General features: G+C 39.2%; 15 protein-coding genes and 2 pseudogenes. 7 read left to right on the forward strand and 10 right to left on the reverse strand.

Annotated features, from left to right (window positions below; all coding sequences use genetic code 11):
• Positions 1 to 776: amino acid permease (locus ABLT31_RS29730; protein WP_367758516.1), on the forward strand; the 776-nt coding region annotated here is incomplete at its 5' end.
• 349 nt (positions 777 to 1,125) lie between these two features.
• On the opposite strand, the gene ABLT31_RS29735 is transcribed toward ABLT31_RS29730, so the two are convergent.
• From ABLT31_RS29735 to ABLT31_RS29775, 10 genes and pseudogenes are all read right to left on the reverse strand, one after another.
• On the reverse strand, positions 1,126 to 1,545 hold the full coding sequence (locus ABLT31_RS29735; RefSeq protein WP_367758518.1) for an acyl-CoA thioesterase: 420 nt from the start codon (positions 1,543 to 1,545) through the stop codon (positions 1,126 to 1,128).
• Positions 1,546 to 1,701: 156 nt separating this feature from the next.
• A pseudogene (locus ABLT31_RS39065) lies at positions 1,702 to 1,932 on the reverse strand (zinc ribbon domain-containing protein); the annotation flags it as partial.
• A 15-nt stretch (positions 1,933 to 1,947) separates the two neighbouring features.
• A complete protein-coding gene (locus tag ABLT31_RS39070) occupies positions 1,948 to 2,334 on the reverse strand; it encodes a transposase (protein ID WP_462976551.1) in 387 nt (128 codons plus the stop codon).
• Positions 2,289 to 2,468, reverse strand: a complete 180-nt coding sequence (locus ABLT31_RS29745; RefSeq protein WP_367758637.1) for a hypothetical protein — start codon at positions 2,466 to 2,468, stop codon at positions 2,289 to 2,291. The genes ABLT31_RS39070 and ABLT31_RS29745 overlap by 46 nt, the downstream gene beginning before the upstream one ends.
• Entirely contained in the window at positions 2,428 to 3,192 is a 765-nt protein-coding gene (locus ABLT31_RS29750; protein WP_367758520.1) for a thiazole synthase, read from the reverse strand. Before ABLT31_RS29750 ends, ABLT31_RS29745 begins: the two co-directional genes overlap by 41 nt.
• Position 3,193: 1 nt before the next feature.
• Positions 3,194 to 3,397, reverse strand: coding sequence for a sulfur carrier protein ThiS (gene thiS / locus ABLT31_RS29755; protein WP_367758522.1), 204 nt, complete (start codon positions 3,395 to 3,397; stop codon positions 3,194 to 3,196).
• Positions 3,398 to 3,606: 209 nt separating this feature from the next.
• Positions 3,607 to 3,795 (reverse strand): annotated as a pseudogene (locus ABLT31_RS29760) (pyridoxal 5'-phosphate synthase lyase subunit PdxS); the annotation flags it as partial.
• Positions 3,796 to 4,187: 392 nt separating this feature from the next.
• Positions 4,188 to 6,269, reverse strand: a complete 2,082-nt coding sequence (locus ABLT31_RS29765; RefSeq protein WP_367758524.1) for a PAS domain S-box protein — start codon at positions 6,267 to 6,269, stop codon at positions 4,188 to 4,190.
• Complete coding sequence (locus tag ABLT31_RS29770; RefSeq protein WP_367758526.1) at positions 6,235 to 7,104, reverse strand: CheR family methyltransferase; 870 nt, start codon at positions 7,102 to 7,104, stop codon at positions 6,235 to 6,237. Before ABLT31_RS29770 ends, ABLT31_RS29765 begins: the two co-directional genes overlap by 35 nt.
• Before the next feature lie 12 nt (positions 7,105 to 7,116).
• Positions 7,117 to 9,873, reverse strand: coding sequence for a response regulator (locus tag ABLT31_RS29775; protein WP_367758528.1), 2,757 nt, complete (start codon positions 9,871 to 9,873; stop codon positions 7,117 to 7,119).
• Between the two features lie 295 nt (positions 9,874 to 10,168).
• Between ABLT31_RS29775 and gdhA the strand changes: the two genes are divergently transcribed.
• The 6 genes from gdhA (at position 10,169) to ABLT31_RS29805 (ending at position 16,480) form a co-directional block, all read left to right on the forward strand.
• Complete coding sequence (gene gdhA, locus ABLT31_RS29780; RefSeq protein WP_367758530.1) at positions 10,169 to 11,551, forward strand: NADP-specific glutamate dehydrogenase; 1,383 nt, start codon at positions 10,169 to 10,171, stop codon at positions 11,549 to 11,551.
• 295 nt (positions 11,552 to 11,846) lie between these two features.
• On the forward strand, positions 11,847 to 12,281 hold the full coding sequence (locus ABLT31_RS29785) for a helix-turn-helix transcriptional regulator (protein ID WP_367758531.1): 435 nt from the start codon (positions 11,847 to 11,849) through the stop codon (positions 12,279 to 12,281).
• Between the two features lie 201 nt (positions 12,282 to 12,482).
• Complete coding sequence (locus ABLT31_RS29790; protein ID WP_367758533.1) at positions 12,483 to 12,623, forward strand: hypothetical protein; 141 nt, start codon at positions 12,483 to 12,485, stop codon at positions 12,621 to 12,623.
• A 1-nt stretch (position 12,624) separates the two neighbouring features.
• The gene (locus tag ABLT31_RS29795) at positions 12,625 to 13,161 is read left to right on the forward strand and encodes a hypothetical protein (protein ID WP_367758535.1); all 537 of its coding nucleotides are present in this window, start codon (positions 12,625 to 12,627) and stop codon (positions 13,159 to 13,161) included.
• A 59-nt stretch (positions 13,162 to 13,220) separates the two neighbouring features.
• Positions 13,221 to 14,207, forward strand: a complete 987-nt coding sequence (locus ABLT31_RS29800) for a hypothetical protein (RefSeq protein WP_367758537.1) — start codon at positions 13,221 to 13,223, stop codon at positions 14,205 to 14,207.
• Positions 14,204 to 16,480: an FtsK/SpoIIIE domain-containing protein gene (locus tag ABLT31_RS29805; RefSeq protein WP_367758539.1), complete on the forward strand. Its 2,277-nt coding sequence runs from the start codon at positions 14,204 to 14,206 to the stop codon at positions 16,478 to 16,480. Before ABLT31_RS29800 ends, ABLT31_RS29805 begins: the two co-directional genes overlap by 4 nt.
• Positions 16,481 to 16,730 lie beyond the last annotated feature (250 nt).

Raw genomic sequence — 16,730 nt, forward strand, 5'->3', positions numbered from 1 at the left:
ATAGCGGCATTGAAACCCTCGCTGTCGAAGCGGGTGAATCTCATAATCCGGGAACCACCATGCGTAAAGCGTTCCGTTCCGTTACGATTCGGATTTCCTTCTTTTATATCGGGTCCATTCTCATCATGCTGAGTGCATTCTCATGGACTTATATCATCGAAAGCAATGTCAGTCCTTATGTTTTGATGTTTGCCAAGATCGGTATTCCCGTGGCCGCAGGGCTTGTTAATTTAATTATTATTCTATCTGCGCTCTCTTCGTGCAACACGGGGGTATATGGGGGCAGCCGAATGCTCTATGGTATGGCCGAGAAAGGGCTGTACTCCCCTCAATTTACGAAATTAAATCGTAACAAAGTGCCCCATGTGGCGGTCTGGGTGACGGCAGCGATGATCTCCCTCGGCGTGGTCATTACGTACTTGGCACCGGATAATGTCTATGTATGGATCACCAGTGCCTCGGCCTTTGCTTCCCTATGGACGTGGGGAACGATATTGGTAAGCGAATTGGTTTTCAGACAACGGGCCCGTAAACAACAGCAACAGCTGCAGTACGCCATGCCGCTTTGGCCGGCTTTACCCATCATCGGTTTAATCATGCTGGTCATTGCCTTTATAGCCATTGCCACCTCCCCTTTAACGAGGATCTCCGTATTTGGGGGAATCGGGTGGTTAGTTATTCTATTGGTTTATTATCAGGTGAAGGTGAAGCATCGGATTAATACGAAAGATTGGAACAACATGCAGATCGAAAAGAAAGTTACAGATGCTTCCTAGTGCATAAATAAAATAGAATAAAAAGAAAAATAGAGACAAGGCTGATAATTCCATTTTAGTGGTGGAAAAGTCAGCTTTTTTCTTTTTCCCTATCTGTTGAACTCCATCTTCTCGTACGCTTGGGAATAAGAGTTATCTAGCAGAAGAAACATTCCCTTAATTTAAGGAACATAACAATGTGAGGAATAGGTCCCTATCAAAGAAGTGGAGAAACTTATGTCAACACACAAGAATGATATGCCCTAGAGAGTTAACAACTCTAGGGCTGCTCAAGGTTCCCGTAGGAAAAGATACCCGTAATTGTCATCTCGTCCTAGCGATACATGTGAAATAATTGCACCATACAACATCAATTGCCGAGCATTTTCATACTTACCATCACTTCGTAAATTATATTAGGAATCGGAATCGGCTTTAACTTTCGTTCACTTAAAACAGCCCATGATCTCCTTTCATATCCAACTGCAATTAAGGTTTCCTCTTTATAAAACACATGTTCAAGCTTAACACCCTTCTCACGAATCTCCACTATTGTCGTAATTAGATGGATGACATCTCCATAAAACACTGATGATTTAAAATCACATTTTGCTTCCTCAATAGGGAATTCAACTTGAACGTTGTTCAACTGATTGTTATGCGCTTTCAAAAAATGAAATAAATCTTGACTAGCTTGATTCATCCATTTGTAAAAATAGGGATAAAAGGTAATGCCTCCATCATCTTCATCTCGCCATGTCACTTTAAACGTTGATTTGTGCTTAATCATAGGAATCTGCTACTAAAAACATAAACAAATGCTATCATTCATTTATGCTAGAGTTTTCCTGCTTCAACGAACCCGACCTCGCCACATGATCGCTACTATCGTTGGTTTGGCTCTCCACAGGCGTTAATTCCGGTGTAAGCCCACCGTATATATACCTTATCGAGTGGTGATAACGGTATATTCAGTTGCGTATTTCAGGTTCAGACTAGCGTTAAAGTCCCGATCCAATCCCATCTGACAATGATCACATTTAAAAATCCGTTCTGTTAAGCTCAGATTTACTTTTTTAAACCCACAGCAAGAACAGAGTTTGGAACTTGGATAAAATCGGGGAACCATGCGTAGCTCAATTCCCTGTTCATTACACTTGGCGACTAACCATTGCTTGAACCGATAGAATTTCTACCTACGAACCGCATCAGCTAAATGATGATTTTTCATCATTCCTTTCACGTTCAAGTCTTCTACCGTAATATACTTCGGTTTGGCTTTCACTAAAGCATTGACCACGGAACGCACATATTCTTCACGAATACGGGCTAATCTAACATGAAGTTTTTGAATGATCAATATTTGCTTCTGAATGTTTTTATAGCAGGATTCACCTACCTTTCTTTTTTGATTTTCGTACTTCCGACTTAACTTTCGTTGTTGTCGTTTAAGCTCTAGCTTCTTGATTTTGGAGGAATAGTTGATATTTTTAAAGACCTGATGACGGCTGCATACTGCAAGATCTTTAATCCCTAGATCGACTCCAATTCCATCGTGGGTGTAAAGGTTCGTAGGAATTCAATTTGATTGGCCAAATCATCTTTCTGTCCTTGATTGGATACTCTCGTATAAATGAGATAACCGTTATTTCCTCCTTCCACAATGCTGGATTCAGGTACTGATTCTTTCCATCGGGCTGCTGGCTGTTGCATAACGTTTTTTGGGAATTCGACCAGCTTCATAGCCCAAACGGCCTGCTTCGATCGCAAGCTTCATGGCTAGGGCCATCCTCACTGGATCTTTCGCTCCGGAAACAGCCGTATTGAGCAACACCCCTTCCGCTCCCATTTCCATAGCTATGGCAGCATCAGAAGGAGATCCAATACCCGCATCCACAATGACCGGTACCTTTGCTTGTTCGATTATAAAACTAAGATTTAACGGATTGACAATTCCTTGACCTGATCCAATCGGCGATGCCCCTGGCATAATGGCATGGACCCCTAAATCTTGTAACCTCTTAGCCAACATAACATCATCTGAAGTATAAGGGAGGACAATAAATCCTTCTTTTAATAGTATCTCGGAAGCTCTAAGTGTCTCTATCGGATCAGGAAGCAGGGTCCGATCATCTCCTATCACTTCTACCTTAATCATGTCACAGAGTCCTGAAGCCTTGGCTAATCTAGCTATGCGGACCGCTTCTCCCGCTGTTTTTGCTCCAGCTGTATTTGGAAGAAGGAAGTACTTCTTTACATCCAACATTTCCAGAAAGTTCGGTTGGGTAGGATCAAATATATTCATTCGACGGACCGCAAACGTAAGAATCTGCGTCTCCGAAACGTCTACCGCTTCTTTTTGTGTTTCTAAATCAGGAAATTTCCCTGTTCCAAGCAATAATCGAGAACGAAACTCATAAGGTCCAATCTTCAACATATTATCCTCCTCCTACAAAATGTACTATTTCAACTCGCATCCCATCTGAAAGGCTAGTTTCCGCATGAAAAGCTTTGTCTATGATTTTAGTATTGAGTTCGATCATGATAACCTTATTACCTAATCCAAAATGATGAAGCAAATCACTAATGGTCGATATCGTACCCGGAACTTCCATTTGATCACCATTAATCACCAAATTCATGGATATGTCTTCCTCCTTTTTAGTGTGTAGTTTTGGGAAGTTTGAAAGGGATGTAAGTCTATCCTAGTAAGGCCCTCACCATGAACGTCCTTCAGAGCAATACAAGCTTCTTTCCCTGCACTTGACGAGTTGTTAGACAGTTGAGCTTCCTATCACCCCTCCCACCTATAATGGCAATACCATTGTGCTTCTTTCTATTACCAACCTCGTTCAGCCATCCGAGCCACTCCTCCCGCCGCACGAATATCTGCAGGAACACGTTCTAAAGCCATGACAGCAACGGCTCCGGCCGCTTCGGCAACTTTTGCTTGTTCTGCGTTCACAACATCCATGATCACCCCCCCTTTTTGCATTTCTGCCATTCCTCGCTTAACATTAACGGTTCCAGTATTAACCATTTACCTCATTCCCCCAATACTCATTTTCAAACTTCATTATCTTAGTATTCGCTCTTAAGATATTCTGATGTTCGTACCAGTTTAATTAAAACAATAGATCACTTATTGTGATACGGCTTTTCATCAAACATTTTACATTGTTTATCTTTTCAGGGGTTAAAGCTCTTCAGTATTAATTCATTCTCATATTTTATACACATCATGACGTACGTACCACTTTAATAAAAGTATACATTATAGGAGGAAAATAATCAATTTTTAATTAAATCTTGAGAAGCATGAATAATACCTATTTCGTTCGAAACCGTATGACCTGAACAACTCTTTAAGATTTTCCTTTATATCTAATCTAAGAAAAAAATATCTGACATAACCCATAGTAAACTGTTCGGTTATATATTAAAAATTATACTAAAGATCGTTCCTTGATCACTGGTTTTGAAATCTATCAAAGCATTATGTCGATTAACGACACTATAACATATAGCTAAACCCAATCCTGTTCCTATATCTTTCGTTGTGAAGAAAGGCGTGCCAATCTTTTCAATTAATTCCGATTTTATTCCACTTCCTTGATCCTGTACTTCCAAAACAACGGCTTGGGCCTTGGTATATGTTTTTATCGTCAATGACCCGCCTGAAGACATCGACTCCAGGCCGTTTAATGCTAGATTCAAAATCAATTGGCGAATTTCCTTTTCATCTAGATAAAGCTCAGGACATTCCCCTAGCTCTAATACAACCCACTTATCCGAAAGTAAAGCTTCTGCCTGTATTAAAGGAAATAGTGCCTCAACGATAGGATTAAGATGTTGTACCCTCATATTATTTACCTTATTTCTTGCCAAATTAAGAAATTCGGTAATAATAGAATTGGCTCTATTCACCTCTTCTAACATTAAATCAATATGTTCGTACGATATTTGTTCCCTGCGGAGCTTGGACAATTCCAAAAATCCTCGGACTGTAGTCATGGGATTTCTAATTTCATGAGCAATTCCCGCAGCCATTTCTCCAATTAAATGCAGACGATCTAAACGTGTCAGTTCTCTCTCCAGACGTACACGTTCCGTAATATCTGTAATCACATTGAGGATGCATTTCTCCCCATGAATTTCAATCACTTCTGTAGACAGCAAACCATCGCGTACCTCACCCGCTTTAGATTGGTAGTGAATTCTGACATTACGAATGGACTCTTCTTTTTCCCGAATACACGTGTGCTTTTCTTTATCCGAGTTTACTGTCACATTTAATAGGTCAGATATTTGATTTCTTACCTCTTCATAGGAATAACCAGTATAATTTAGCCAACTTGCATTCATATCCATGTATCTTCCGTCCTTTAATGAACGCATCGCAATCAAACAAGGGCTAGACTCAAAAATTTTATGAAAACGTTCCTGTGAAAGACGAAGATCTTCAGTAACTTTTTTCCGTTCATCGATTTCTTTCCGGAGCCTCTGATTCGTCAATTGTAGTTCCCTTGTCCGTTCTTCAACTAGTTTTTCTAGAACTTTGTATTGTTGTTTTCGTTCTTCCTCAATTTTTTTCCTTTCGCTAATATCCCGGATAGAACAGACAAAGAAATGTTCCTCTTCTATAGAGGCTTCACCAATTTGAATATCAACTGGAAAATTCACGCCGTTTTTATGAATAGCGTTTGTTTCCAGCACCCTTCCTGAATTTTTTCTTAGGGATTCCACCATCGATGGGTGATGTTGGGTACTTTGATAATTGATTTGAGGAAGCAGTTGACTGATATGTTGACTTAATAACTCTGTTAGCGAATATCCAAACATATCCATTGTTGAAGGATTAACCGACAAAATATCACCTGCTACATTGCAAGTAATGATCGAATCCATGAGAGTCTCCCCAATTACTCTCGCTAGTTCTTCATGCTTACGTAAGTGAAAGCTTGTTCGATTCAATTTTTCATTTACTTCCTTAAGCTCAAATTCACTATCAACCTTTATCTGTTCTTGATTCTGGTATATTTTTACGAACTCTTGTACCTTCAATTTTAAAGTTGCAGGGTAAAAGGGCTTGAAAATATAGTCAACAGCACCAACACTGTAACCGTGATAGACATGTTCAACAGATTGGCTAATAGCCGTAATAAAAATAATAGGTATAAGCTTCGATTTTTCTCTTTCCTTAATGAGTTTAGCCGTTTCAAATCCATTTAAACCGGGCATTTGTACATCCAATAAAATAACAGCAAAGTTTTGTTTAAGCAAACATCTTAATGCTTCCTCACCAGAATTTGCTCTTACTAAATTATAATTGGGGGACATAAGGACTGATTCTAAAGCCAAAAGGTTTTCAGGGTGATCATCGACTAATAAAATATTTGTTTTTCGAGTATTTTTTGTATCCAATTTATTGTTTTCCTTTTTACCAACATTTAAAAGCTCCATTTTATTGGTTCCATCTCTATTTGATTTTCCGATATATTTTTTCAACTGCATCAACTTCCTCATAATAGTTATTAAGATGAGCAAATCGAATCCCTTCTCTACTACCCAATCCTAGAATTCCTGATATACTTAAACTTTCATAAAGGAGATTGTGTACACCATCTTGCATAATTTTATTAAAATAAATCATTACATTTCTACAAATGATCACATGGAATTCATTAAATGAACGGTCTGTAGCTAAATTGTGTTGTGCAAAAACGACGTTTTTGGTTAAAAAAGGATGAAAAGTTACATCGTCATGTAGGGTGGTATAGTATTCTGAAAAAGCCCTTGTCCCTCCTGAAGCTAGGTAATTTTTAGTATATGTCTGCATTTTGCTTAACGGGAACACCCCCTTTTTTGCATTTTCTAGACTGTTTCTATTCATATCAGTCCCATAAATTATCGTTTTTTCATATAATCCTTCTTCGTATAACAGAATGGCCATAGAGTATACCTCTTCTCCCGTAGAGCAGCCTACGTGCCAAATCCGAATATAAGGAAGTTCTTTAAGAAAAGGTACAATCCTCGTTCGAAATGACAAGAAAAAGCCCGGATCACGGAACATCTCGGTAACATTAATGGAGAAATCCGAAAACAATCTTTTCATAACACGGGGATCATGTAGAATCTTTTCCTGTAACCCCGATATGCTAGTTAATCTCTCTTCATAAATTCGATTCCAAATTCTACGTTTGACAAACGAGAAGGCATAGTTTCTAAAATCAAAACCATAAAAGCGATAAATCCCTTCAAGCAATAATTGAATTTCAATTTTTTCCAATTCATAAGGATCCTGACGTGTGTTCTTATTTATTTGGGTTACTTGTTCAGATATAGTCATTATGACTCCCACCTATTTGTATAGCCATACTGATATTAACGAAAGGAGCTGTTCCACATTTACTGGTTTAGAGATATAATCGGATGCACCTGCTTCAATACATTGCGTCCTATCATGTTTCATAGCCAAAGCTGTCAGTGCGATAATAGGCAGTGTTTTGAATTCAATGATTTGACGAATGGCCCGAATAGCCTCGAAACCGTCCATCTCAGGCATCATAATATCCATAAGAATCAAATCTGTGTCAGGATTATTTTTCAATACATCAAGACCTTCACGACCATTTTCCGCAAAGATGATCTCCATGTCATGACTTTCTAAGGCTGTTGTTAACGCAAAGACATTGCGCATATCGTCATCCACCACTAGTATTTTCTTACCTTTTAGTAAAGCGTTTCCATGTTGGATATGGGTCCACGTTTCATCCGATTGTACCGGAGTATCCGATGTTTCTAAAGAAACGCACCCCGGATCTTCAAACTGCCCTGCAGCTACCTCTGTTTTGATAGGAGAGAATAATGATGGTGACATGCTTTTGCCATGACTAGGTAAATATAAGGTAAATGTGCTTCCCTCTCCTTCTTGACTATTTACTTCAAGATATCCACCTAATAAATGGGCAATCTCTCGACTAATTGAAAGCCCTAATCCTGTACCTCCATATTTTCGGCTAGTCGTCCCATCTGCTTGTTTAAAAGCTTCAAAAATGAGATCTTGTTTTTCTTTGGCAATCCCAATACCTGTATCCCTAACTGAAAAGGCAAGTATCAAATCATGATGATCAACTTGTTGTGTTTCCGACGAGCCATTCCCTGCCATTTTAATATTCAAAGAAACAGTACCACGTTCTGTAAATTTAAACGCATTGGATAATAAATTGTTTAAAATTTGCTGTAATCGTTGTTTGTCGGTATTGATCGTCATCGGTACATCATTATCAATTTGAACGCTAAAGTGAATTTCCTTCTGTCTACCAAAATGAATAAATTTACTTTCCACAAACTCTTGTACGTCACTTAGCCTCACCTCTTCATAAATGACCTCCATTTTACCAGATTCCACTTTAGATAAGTCCAAGATGTCGTTTATCAGATGCACGAGCTCGCTTCCTGAAGAAAAGATCGTTTGAGCAAATTCCACTTGTTTCGTTGTAAGGTTACCATCTGCATTCTCAGCCAACATTTGAGCTAGAATTAACAAACTGTTAAGTGGTGTTCGCAACTCATGGGACATATTAGCAAGAAACTCTGATTTATATTGAGAACTAAGTGTCAACTCTTGCGCTTTATTTTCTAAAATTCGTCTGGTCTTTTCTAATTCTTCCGTCTTCTGTTCAGCACTTGCATATTGTTCTTCGAGTTGCTCATTTATCGTTCTTAATTCCTCCTGTTGCAGTTGAAGTTCTTCGGATTGACTCTGTAGTTCAGCGGTTAAAGTCTGTGATTCCTGGAGCAACGTTTTAATCTGCATATGTCTTAAAATACTTTTTATAGCCATCCCAACACTACTCATCAAGTCTTGAAGCAACATGAAATGAAGGGGAGTAAATTTTTCAAATGATGCTAATTCAATAACGGATAGTACCTCCTCTTCATAAATTATGGGAATAATCAGGATACTAGCTGGTGATGAATTTCCTATACCGGAAGTAATTTTTATATAATTATTAGGCACCTCAGTGAGCTGGATCATTCGTTTTTCTACTGCACACTGTCCTACAAGCCCCTCCCCAAGTCGAAAGCTTTCTGCAGTCCTATCTTGAGAGTTATAAGCATAGGCGGCAAGCTTATTAAACTTTTGTTGATTCCCTACTTCCTGCTTCATATAAAAAACACCATAGCTCGCGCATACCATAGGAGTAACCTTCGTTATAAACAGATGTGCAAAATTCTGCAAGTTTTCTACTCCTGGATACATAGTAGCAATTTCAGCAATGCTCGATTTTAACCAACTATGTTCTTCTGCCGCATGTTTTAGCTCTCTCTCTTTCTTAGCATGTTCTTCTAAGGTTTGAGCCATATCATTGAATGCAATCGCAATGGCCCCGATTTCATCCTTTGAAGTTATATCGATACGTGGTAACTTATCAGTAGCATCAAGAGCAACGCTCGTCATTACGGAGGTTACACGATTGAGATTGTCTGTTATATTTCGGATAATCCAGAAGGTCACTCCCATCCCAATGAAAAAACCGAGTATTACATAGACGTAAATTAATTTAAAAGACAAATTATAAGTACTGCTATATTGCTTAAGTTGGTTATCCATCGCTTTTTCTTGAATCATTTGTAATTCATCAACGACTTCGACCATCTGCTCTCGGGTTCGTCGACTATCGTACCAGAACAACTGGGTTACTTCTTGAGTCATTCCTGCTTTTATTAATTCATCGCTCTTCGATTCCATATCACTCAAGATTTGACTCAGGTTTTTAAATTTCTGGATTAATTCTTGTGATTCTTCACGGGTATCCAATTGTTGAAGAGTCTCTATAGCAACATTAGCGTTTAGTAGGGCTTTATCCCGTGTGTCTTTAAATTTGATTTTAAGTTCAGAAGGAGGATTAGCCAATATCCCTCTTGACTCCCTACTGAAAATATTCAATTCATTTTGAATCGTATTTGCTAGTTTCAACATTTCGTATTCTTTAACCAGGTATTTCATATTATGATTTAATTGATAGAGCATTATCATGAGGATTAATTGAATTAGTATAAATAGAACAAAACTACAACAAAATCCTAGGTATATTCTCGTTTTAAATTTCATATATTCCCTTCCCTATCTTTTAAGTATCTATTGGTTTGACAGATAGAGAAAATCCGCCCGTCGCTCCTTAAGCCGACTAAAAAACATTTATTGTCCAAGGAATAATCAACATTCATATCCCATTCGCCAATATCCCTCCCAACTAAATTAATCATAACGTCCGTACCAGTAATGAAATTATATAGTATAATATAAAAATGATCAATCTGAATAATTCTAACAAATATCAGATTATCTGCCAGAAAACCTTTTGATAAAGAATATACATACTTAGGCGAGGAGACATGAGGAAAACATGAATACTTTACTAGAAGTTGCAGACCAAGAAACGGATTTTACCAAGGAGTATGTAAATAAAGTCTACGAAATAGTAAAAAAGCGAAATCCATATGAGAGCGAATTTCATCAAGCGGTTAAGGAAATTTTGTATTCTCTTTTACCTGTTTTTACTAAACATCCTATTTACCTAGAGTCTGGCATACTTGAAAGAATTATTGAACCGGAACGATTTATTATCTTCAGGGTACCCTGGGTAAATGATCGAGGAAAAGTGCAAGTAAATCGTGGATTCCGTGTTCAATTCAACAGTGCAATAGGTCCTTATAAAGGCGTTTTACGCCTTCACCCCTCTGTAAATGCAAGCATTATTAAATTCTTAGGTTTTGAACAGGTGTTCAAGAATTCCTTAACAGGACAACCAATTGGCGGAGGAAAAGGAGGGGCTGATTTCGATCCAAAAGGAAAATCAGATGCTGAAATCATGCGTTTTTCACAAAGCTTCATGACTGAACTCTATAGACATATCGGTCCTGACATCGATGTACCCGCAGGAGATATAGGGGTTGGTGCACGTGAAATTGGATACATGTTTGGTCAGTATAAAAAAATTCGTGGTGGATTTGAAGCTGGCGTTTTAACAGGAAAAGGGATTGGATACGGCGGCAGTTTAGCCCGAAAGGAAGCGACAGGATATGGTGTTGTCTATTTTGTAGAAGAGATACTTAAAGACAATGGGCTCTCCTTTGAAGGAAGCACTGTTATCGTATCAGGATCCGGTAATGTTTCCATCTATGCGATGGAAAAAGCAGCCCAACTTGGTGCAAAAATAGTGGCTTGCAGTGATTCAAACGGCTATATTTATGACAAAAATGGCATTAATTTAGAAACAGTAAAAAAGTTAAAAGAAATTGAGAGAAAAAGAATCAGTGAATACTTGAAGGAACATCCAGAAGCGCTATACGTTGAAGGATATGAAGGGATATGGTCTATCCCTTGTGATATCGCTCTACCCTGCGCAACACAGAATGAAATTGACGAAAAATCAGCCCAGATTCTCGTTTATAACGGAGTTAAAGCCGTAGGTGAAGGTGCCAACATGCCTTCCACTTTGAAAGGAATTGATATTTTCCTAAACAACAACGTTCTCTTCGCACCCGCGAAAGCAGCTAATGCCGGTGGGGTATCTGTTTCCGCTCTTGAAATGGCTCAAAACAGCTCTAGACTGGGTTGGACATTTGAAGAAGTGGATAATAAATTGCACTTAATCATGAAAGACATATATCGTAACAGTATGAAAGCTGCAGAAGAATATGGGCACACAGGTAACCTAGTCGTAGGATCCAATATTGCGGGATTTTTAAAAGTGGCTGACGCCATGATGGTACAGGGAATTATTTAATTTCAATAAATTTAACGATTACATTCCTCCAATATTTAACAAATTTAGAGGCTACAAGTAACACTATAAAGAGATAGGATGCAAGAGAAATACTCTGCTTCCTATCTCTTACGTATGCCGGATTTTACAGTTATTGTCTCTTCCTGTAACCTAGCCTATATTCATTACTTTCCTTTTTTTGTCGCTTCCTCTACTTCTCTCCGTAATGTTTCCGCTTGATCTTTTGTCATAGTAATTCCTCCTTTTCATATAATAATTTTAAAAGTTTTTATTACTTGTCCAAGTAGGTGGTAAGGTGAATAACGATCAAAAATACACCTTAACGATCTCGTTAACGGTTGAACAAATGGAAGAACTTTTGAAAGTGGTCCATTTAGCTAACCAGCGTTTGTCCATTGAATCTCATATTAAGCCTGAGGATGTCGTCTTAGCTTCTATAAATAACTTTATCCCGAAATACTTGCCTAAAAAGATGAGAAACCCCAATCTAAGTCCCTCTAACTTGCATCACTTAGGTTCTACCCAATTTCCTTTGAAGAATAAATTAAAAGCATTTCTAGAAGAAAAAGGGATAAAACCGTCTACCTTGGCCAAGGCTGTCAATATCAGCACAGGCAGGTTATCGGACATCCTAAATAACAAGAACCAGCCTTCATTAGATGTGTTTTTACGGATCTTTTACTATTTAGATTTTCCTGATCTCGACGAAATTCTATATCGAGACGCGTAATAGTTTTTTTTGTTTACCATGCTCCGATGTCGGGGCACTTTTTTTTTCTGTTTTCGGAATAGGACAACATTCTTAGCACATATTCCTTCTAGTATCAGATCAAGCATCCAAAATTTCTTACATAAAACAGGCACTATTCTATTATCTAATATTTTTCCCCAATTGATTCGTTGTATACCACACATAAAGGAGTGAATTCCATTGATTACCTTCTCCGTTATTGCCAAAGGAGTGATGAGTTTGATGTTAATTATCGGATTTTCCAAGGGATTGGATTCCCTCATGGATTATTGGGCTTTAGATCGAAAAAGAAAAGAACAACGATCTCAGGAGGCGGATTAACATGCGAGTGACCTTACAACCTAGAAATGCTTCGGTTGCAATCTCCTCAAAAGAATGGATCAATACGGATTTTTTAGAACAGATACCTGCAAAGGAGGTGATACAAGTCCTCTCTCTTTCAAAGAAAAACCGAAAAAGAATTCAATTCGAACTCCAGCAAGTGAAACAAACATTCGAATCAACTTTAGTCCAATGGATGATAAATCCTCAGCTTTATCGAAGCCATCGGTTGTATGCATCCAGCCTGCCGTTACTGGACACCTCTGCCCTACCGAAAGAAGTGGTGAGTCTAGCGTATCAGATCATCGCAGGGTTGCTCGTTCTCACCGTCCTCTTAGGCATAATCATGTCAATTCTGGTATCCGGGTTTCATCTCCTGAATCGGGGCATAGAAGCGGAAAAGTGGCAGAAAAGCATCCGAAAAGGCGTCATGCAAGCCCTTCTCGCCCCCTTTATCATTTTGCTTCTGGCATTTGTTGTCCACTACATGCTCCAAGGACGAGAAGGATATATTCCCATCTTCAAAAGCCAGCCATAATCCTTCCCTTTGGGGTACTAGCTACTTCTGCACTAAGTAAGAAGGTATATGCTCAGAGCTTGACCGATCCCTGGAGCTGGTTATACGGGGATCAGCCAGGGTTAGGGATATTTTATCAGGCTGTTGATACCTTTCTAGATAGTTATCCCTCACCCGTGGATATTCTACACACCATCATTGTAGAGGGGATGAACCTTATTTATGGTCTTCTTTCCTCAGTTGTCCTTCATACTCCGTTATGGCTTTTTACCAATGAATGGTTCTCCTCAATCACTCAAATCTTCTCAGTCCTTTCGGTACTCATCGTCTCCGTAATGAGTCTCGTCCAAATTATTCGTTATATGCTGCAAGGAAAAGATATAGATGATTGGGGAATCGCCCGAAGATTTCTGGTGGCCCTATCGGTATCGTCCTTCTCGCCTACTCTTCTACGTCATAGTGTTGAAGGTGTCAATACCTTATCGAAAACCATTCTTTCGATTGGCCACTCTTTTTTCAATTCGGTTCATGGCACAACCGGTATGGAGATGTTTGCTGCCTCCCCAGACTTTTCCCTGACCCTCGTGACCGCATTGCTGGTTTGCACATTTGGAGTTTTCTGTATCCCTATCATCCTTCAAAGTGGTCGCCGATTTTTCGAAATGATTACCTTGGGATCCCTCACCCCCCTTGCGATGGCAGCCTGGGTCTTTCCTGAAACGAAATCGTATCATAACCAGTGGTGGAATAAATTAAAGCAATTATTCTTGACCCAAGTGTATTATGCACTGTACGTGATTATCTTAGGGTTAATTCTATTTTCTACTCCCCATCCCACTACCATGGAAGGCTATTGGACCAAACTACTTGTGATGATTGGCGGTGCCTTGAGTATGCTTGATGTTCCTTCTATTGTTTCTACTAAAGTGGATCGAGGCCGAGACGTAGGGAGCATGGTTCAAAGGACAGCACGAAAATGGAAGAAGGTAACGGAACCACTTCGTTCTTCTTCTCATGCTTTTACACAAGTGAAAAAATGGTTCCAAAATCGAGGAGGCAAGACATGATCAAGAGATTTTATGAACAAGTGGAAATCACTCCGTTTTATTACCAACCTTTACATTCACAATCTGTAAAAGCTTTTCTTGAGCAACAAGAAGGAAGGATCGGTTTAAATCTTCACGTTCATCAGGGGAACGTCGTAGCTTATGTGGGCATACAACAACCACGTCGTCAACAATTTTTTCGGAATACTTCCTTTCCCGTGGTTTACCCTTATATGAAGGACATACCAACCTCCTGCTTTATAGCTGAGGCGCGTAAAGCCGTTTGTTTTCCTTTTCAGATGGATAAAAATCTTAATGTGATCCAACTATTGAGTCAAAGGTTACAGGGTTATCCGTGTAGCCTTTATCTTCAGCTTTTATTGCAAAAGCAGGATGACCAATGGAAAGAAAAAGCCAACAACTTGTATGAAGATTACTTGAACGGGATTGCGAATCCTTCTTCCTTGTCTTGGGTTCATCAAATTCAACAAAAATGGAATCACTGGTTACAAGACCGTTTTGGAGAACATGCGAATGAACCCATTCCTAACTATAATCAGAGAGTAACAGAAACAGGGTTTTTATGGTGTTTACGGATGGCTATTCAAACCCAACAACCTTCTATTATGCAGAAAGTCTTGGTTCATATCCGGAATGTTTTGTCTGTTCTTTCTGCAGAAAATGGATTTTACCTAAAGAAAGCCAATCAGTCACCAACGAATTTCATACGAGATATGCAACTCCATCGCTTCCCGATATGGCTTAATCGATATCAAATCCTTTCGGTTTCTGAACTTGTTCCCTTTTTTAAAGAAAAAGATTCACCTGACAAGGTTGAAACCTCATCACTCCCCCGCTTACTAACTTGTCAGGAATCTATAAATCAGGAAGACGCTTTTTCATCTTATGTCTTTCCTGCTGCTTTTGATCTGTTGCCTAGTGAGCCTACTAGGAATGATGGAATTAATTATAACTTGTTTGAACGATTAGTTTTAGCTTTACATAAAGTAGGGATTCGGCCCCATCAGCCTTTTGAATTAGTCAACATGCAATCAGGTCCTTCTCTAGAGAAAGTAACCTTGAAGATTCCTGCCGGAATAAAATTGAACGATTTAGAGAGAGAACAAAAAAACTTGGAAGCCGAATTAGGAACTTCAGGAATGCAAATCGCTCGTGGAGCCATTCCTGGTACGGTCTATTTCAGTGTGATGAAGGAAGAACGGAGTATTGTATGGTTAAAAGATATCCTCAAACATCCTCAATTTGCAGAATTAGTTCAAGAGACCAAATTACCTCTCATTATTGGAAAAAATGAGATCGGAGAGCCCTTCATGGATTGCTTAGACAGGCTCAAACATCTCCTGATCTGTGGAACGACAGGTTCTGGAAAGTCTTTTTTCTTAAATGGGTTAATCATTCTGTTAATGATGCTTTGTTCCCCAGAGGAAATCCGTTTTTACCTCATTGATCCCAAACGAGTAGAGTTCAGTTTATATCAAAAGAGTGTCCATACCGAGACCGTGGAGACGGACCCGACAAAAGCCATTCATCTTCTTCAAGCCCTCGTGAAAGAGATGGAAAGAAGATACGAGCTCTTTTCAGAGCTTAGAGTTCGTCATATCGATTCGTATAATCAAAAAGCCTCATCTCCCCTTCCACGCCTGATCGTAGTCATTGATGAATTTGCGGATTTGATTTTACTTGATTCGTCCGTAGAAGAACCGGTTGTACGTCTAGGACAGTTAGCCAGAGCTTCGGGTATTCATGTTATTCTGGCTACCCAGCGCCCTTCTGTGAACGTAGTCACTGGTTTAATTAAGGCGAACCTCCCCTCCCGTATTGTTTTTGCCTGCAGCAGCCAGCATGATTATAAAACTGCTCTCGATGTCAAACCCCCAAAACTATTAGGAAAAGGGGATGGAGTAGCTCAATTAGAAGGGATGCAGGAACTCATTCGCTTTCAAGGAGCTGTCGTGACCTTTCAAGAAGAAGATCTGGAGAGGATTATTGAATCTTTAAACGACTATTGGGGCCAAGCGAAAAAATGGGAACTTCCCCTTACAGATGAAGAAAAAAAGGAAGATGATCTACAAAGAATGAAGCAACTGATTGCTGAAACAGGCGAGTGCAGCAGTACATTTTTTCAAAAGAAGTTAAGAATACGCAGACAAAAAGTCTCAGAACTGATGAAGAAACTTGTGAAAGAAGGTTGGCTTCAAGAACCAGAGGGAAATGGCCGAGGCTATCGGATTTTATTAAGTCAGGAAGAAATGACTTTGAAATTAAAGGATTGATAAAAAGTTCCTGTTCCCTTGGTTTGGGAGTCGAATTGAATGGGGAACAGGTTGAAAGATAGATGGGAACAGGTATTTTAGGGAACAGGTTAAAAGTACAACTTCAGCCCCGGACGGAGCGTTCAGGACTTTCACTTAGAAATATATTCTTCTGGCCACACTAAAAATATCGGCTGGAGACCTTTGATGAAATAAAAATAAAACGGAGAAGAACCGGCTATCCCGGTTCTTCTTTTTTCCTCACTGCTAG

This window comes from Ammoniphilus soli (assembly GCF_040813775.1).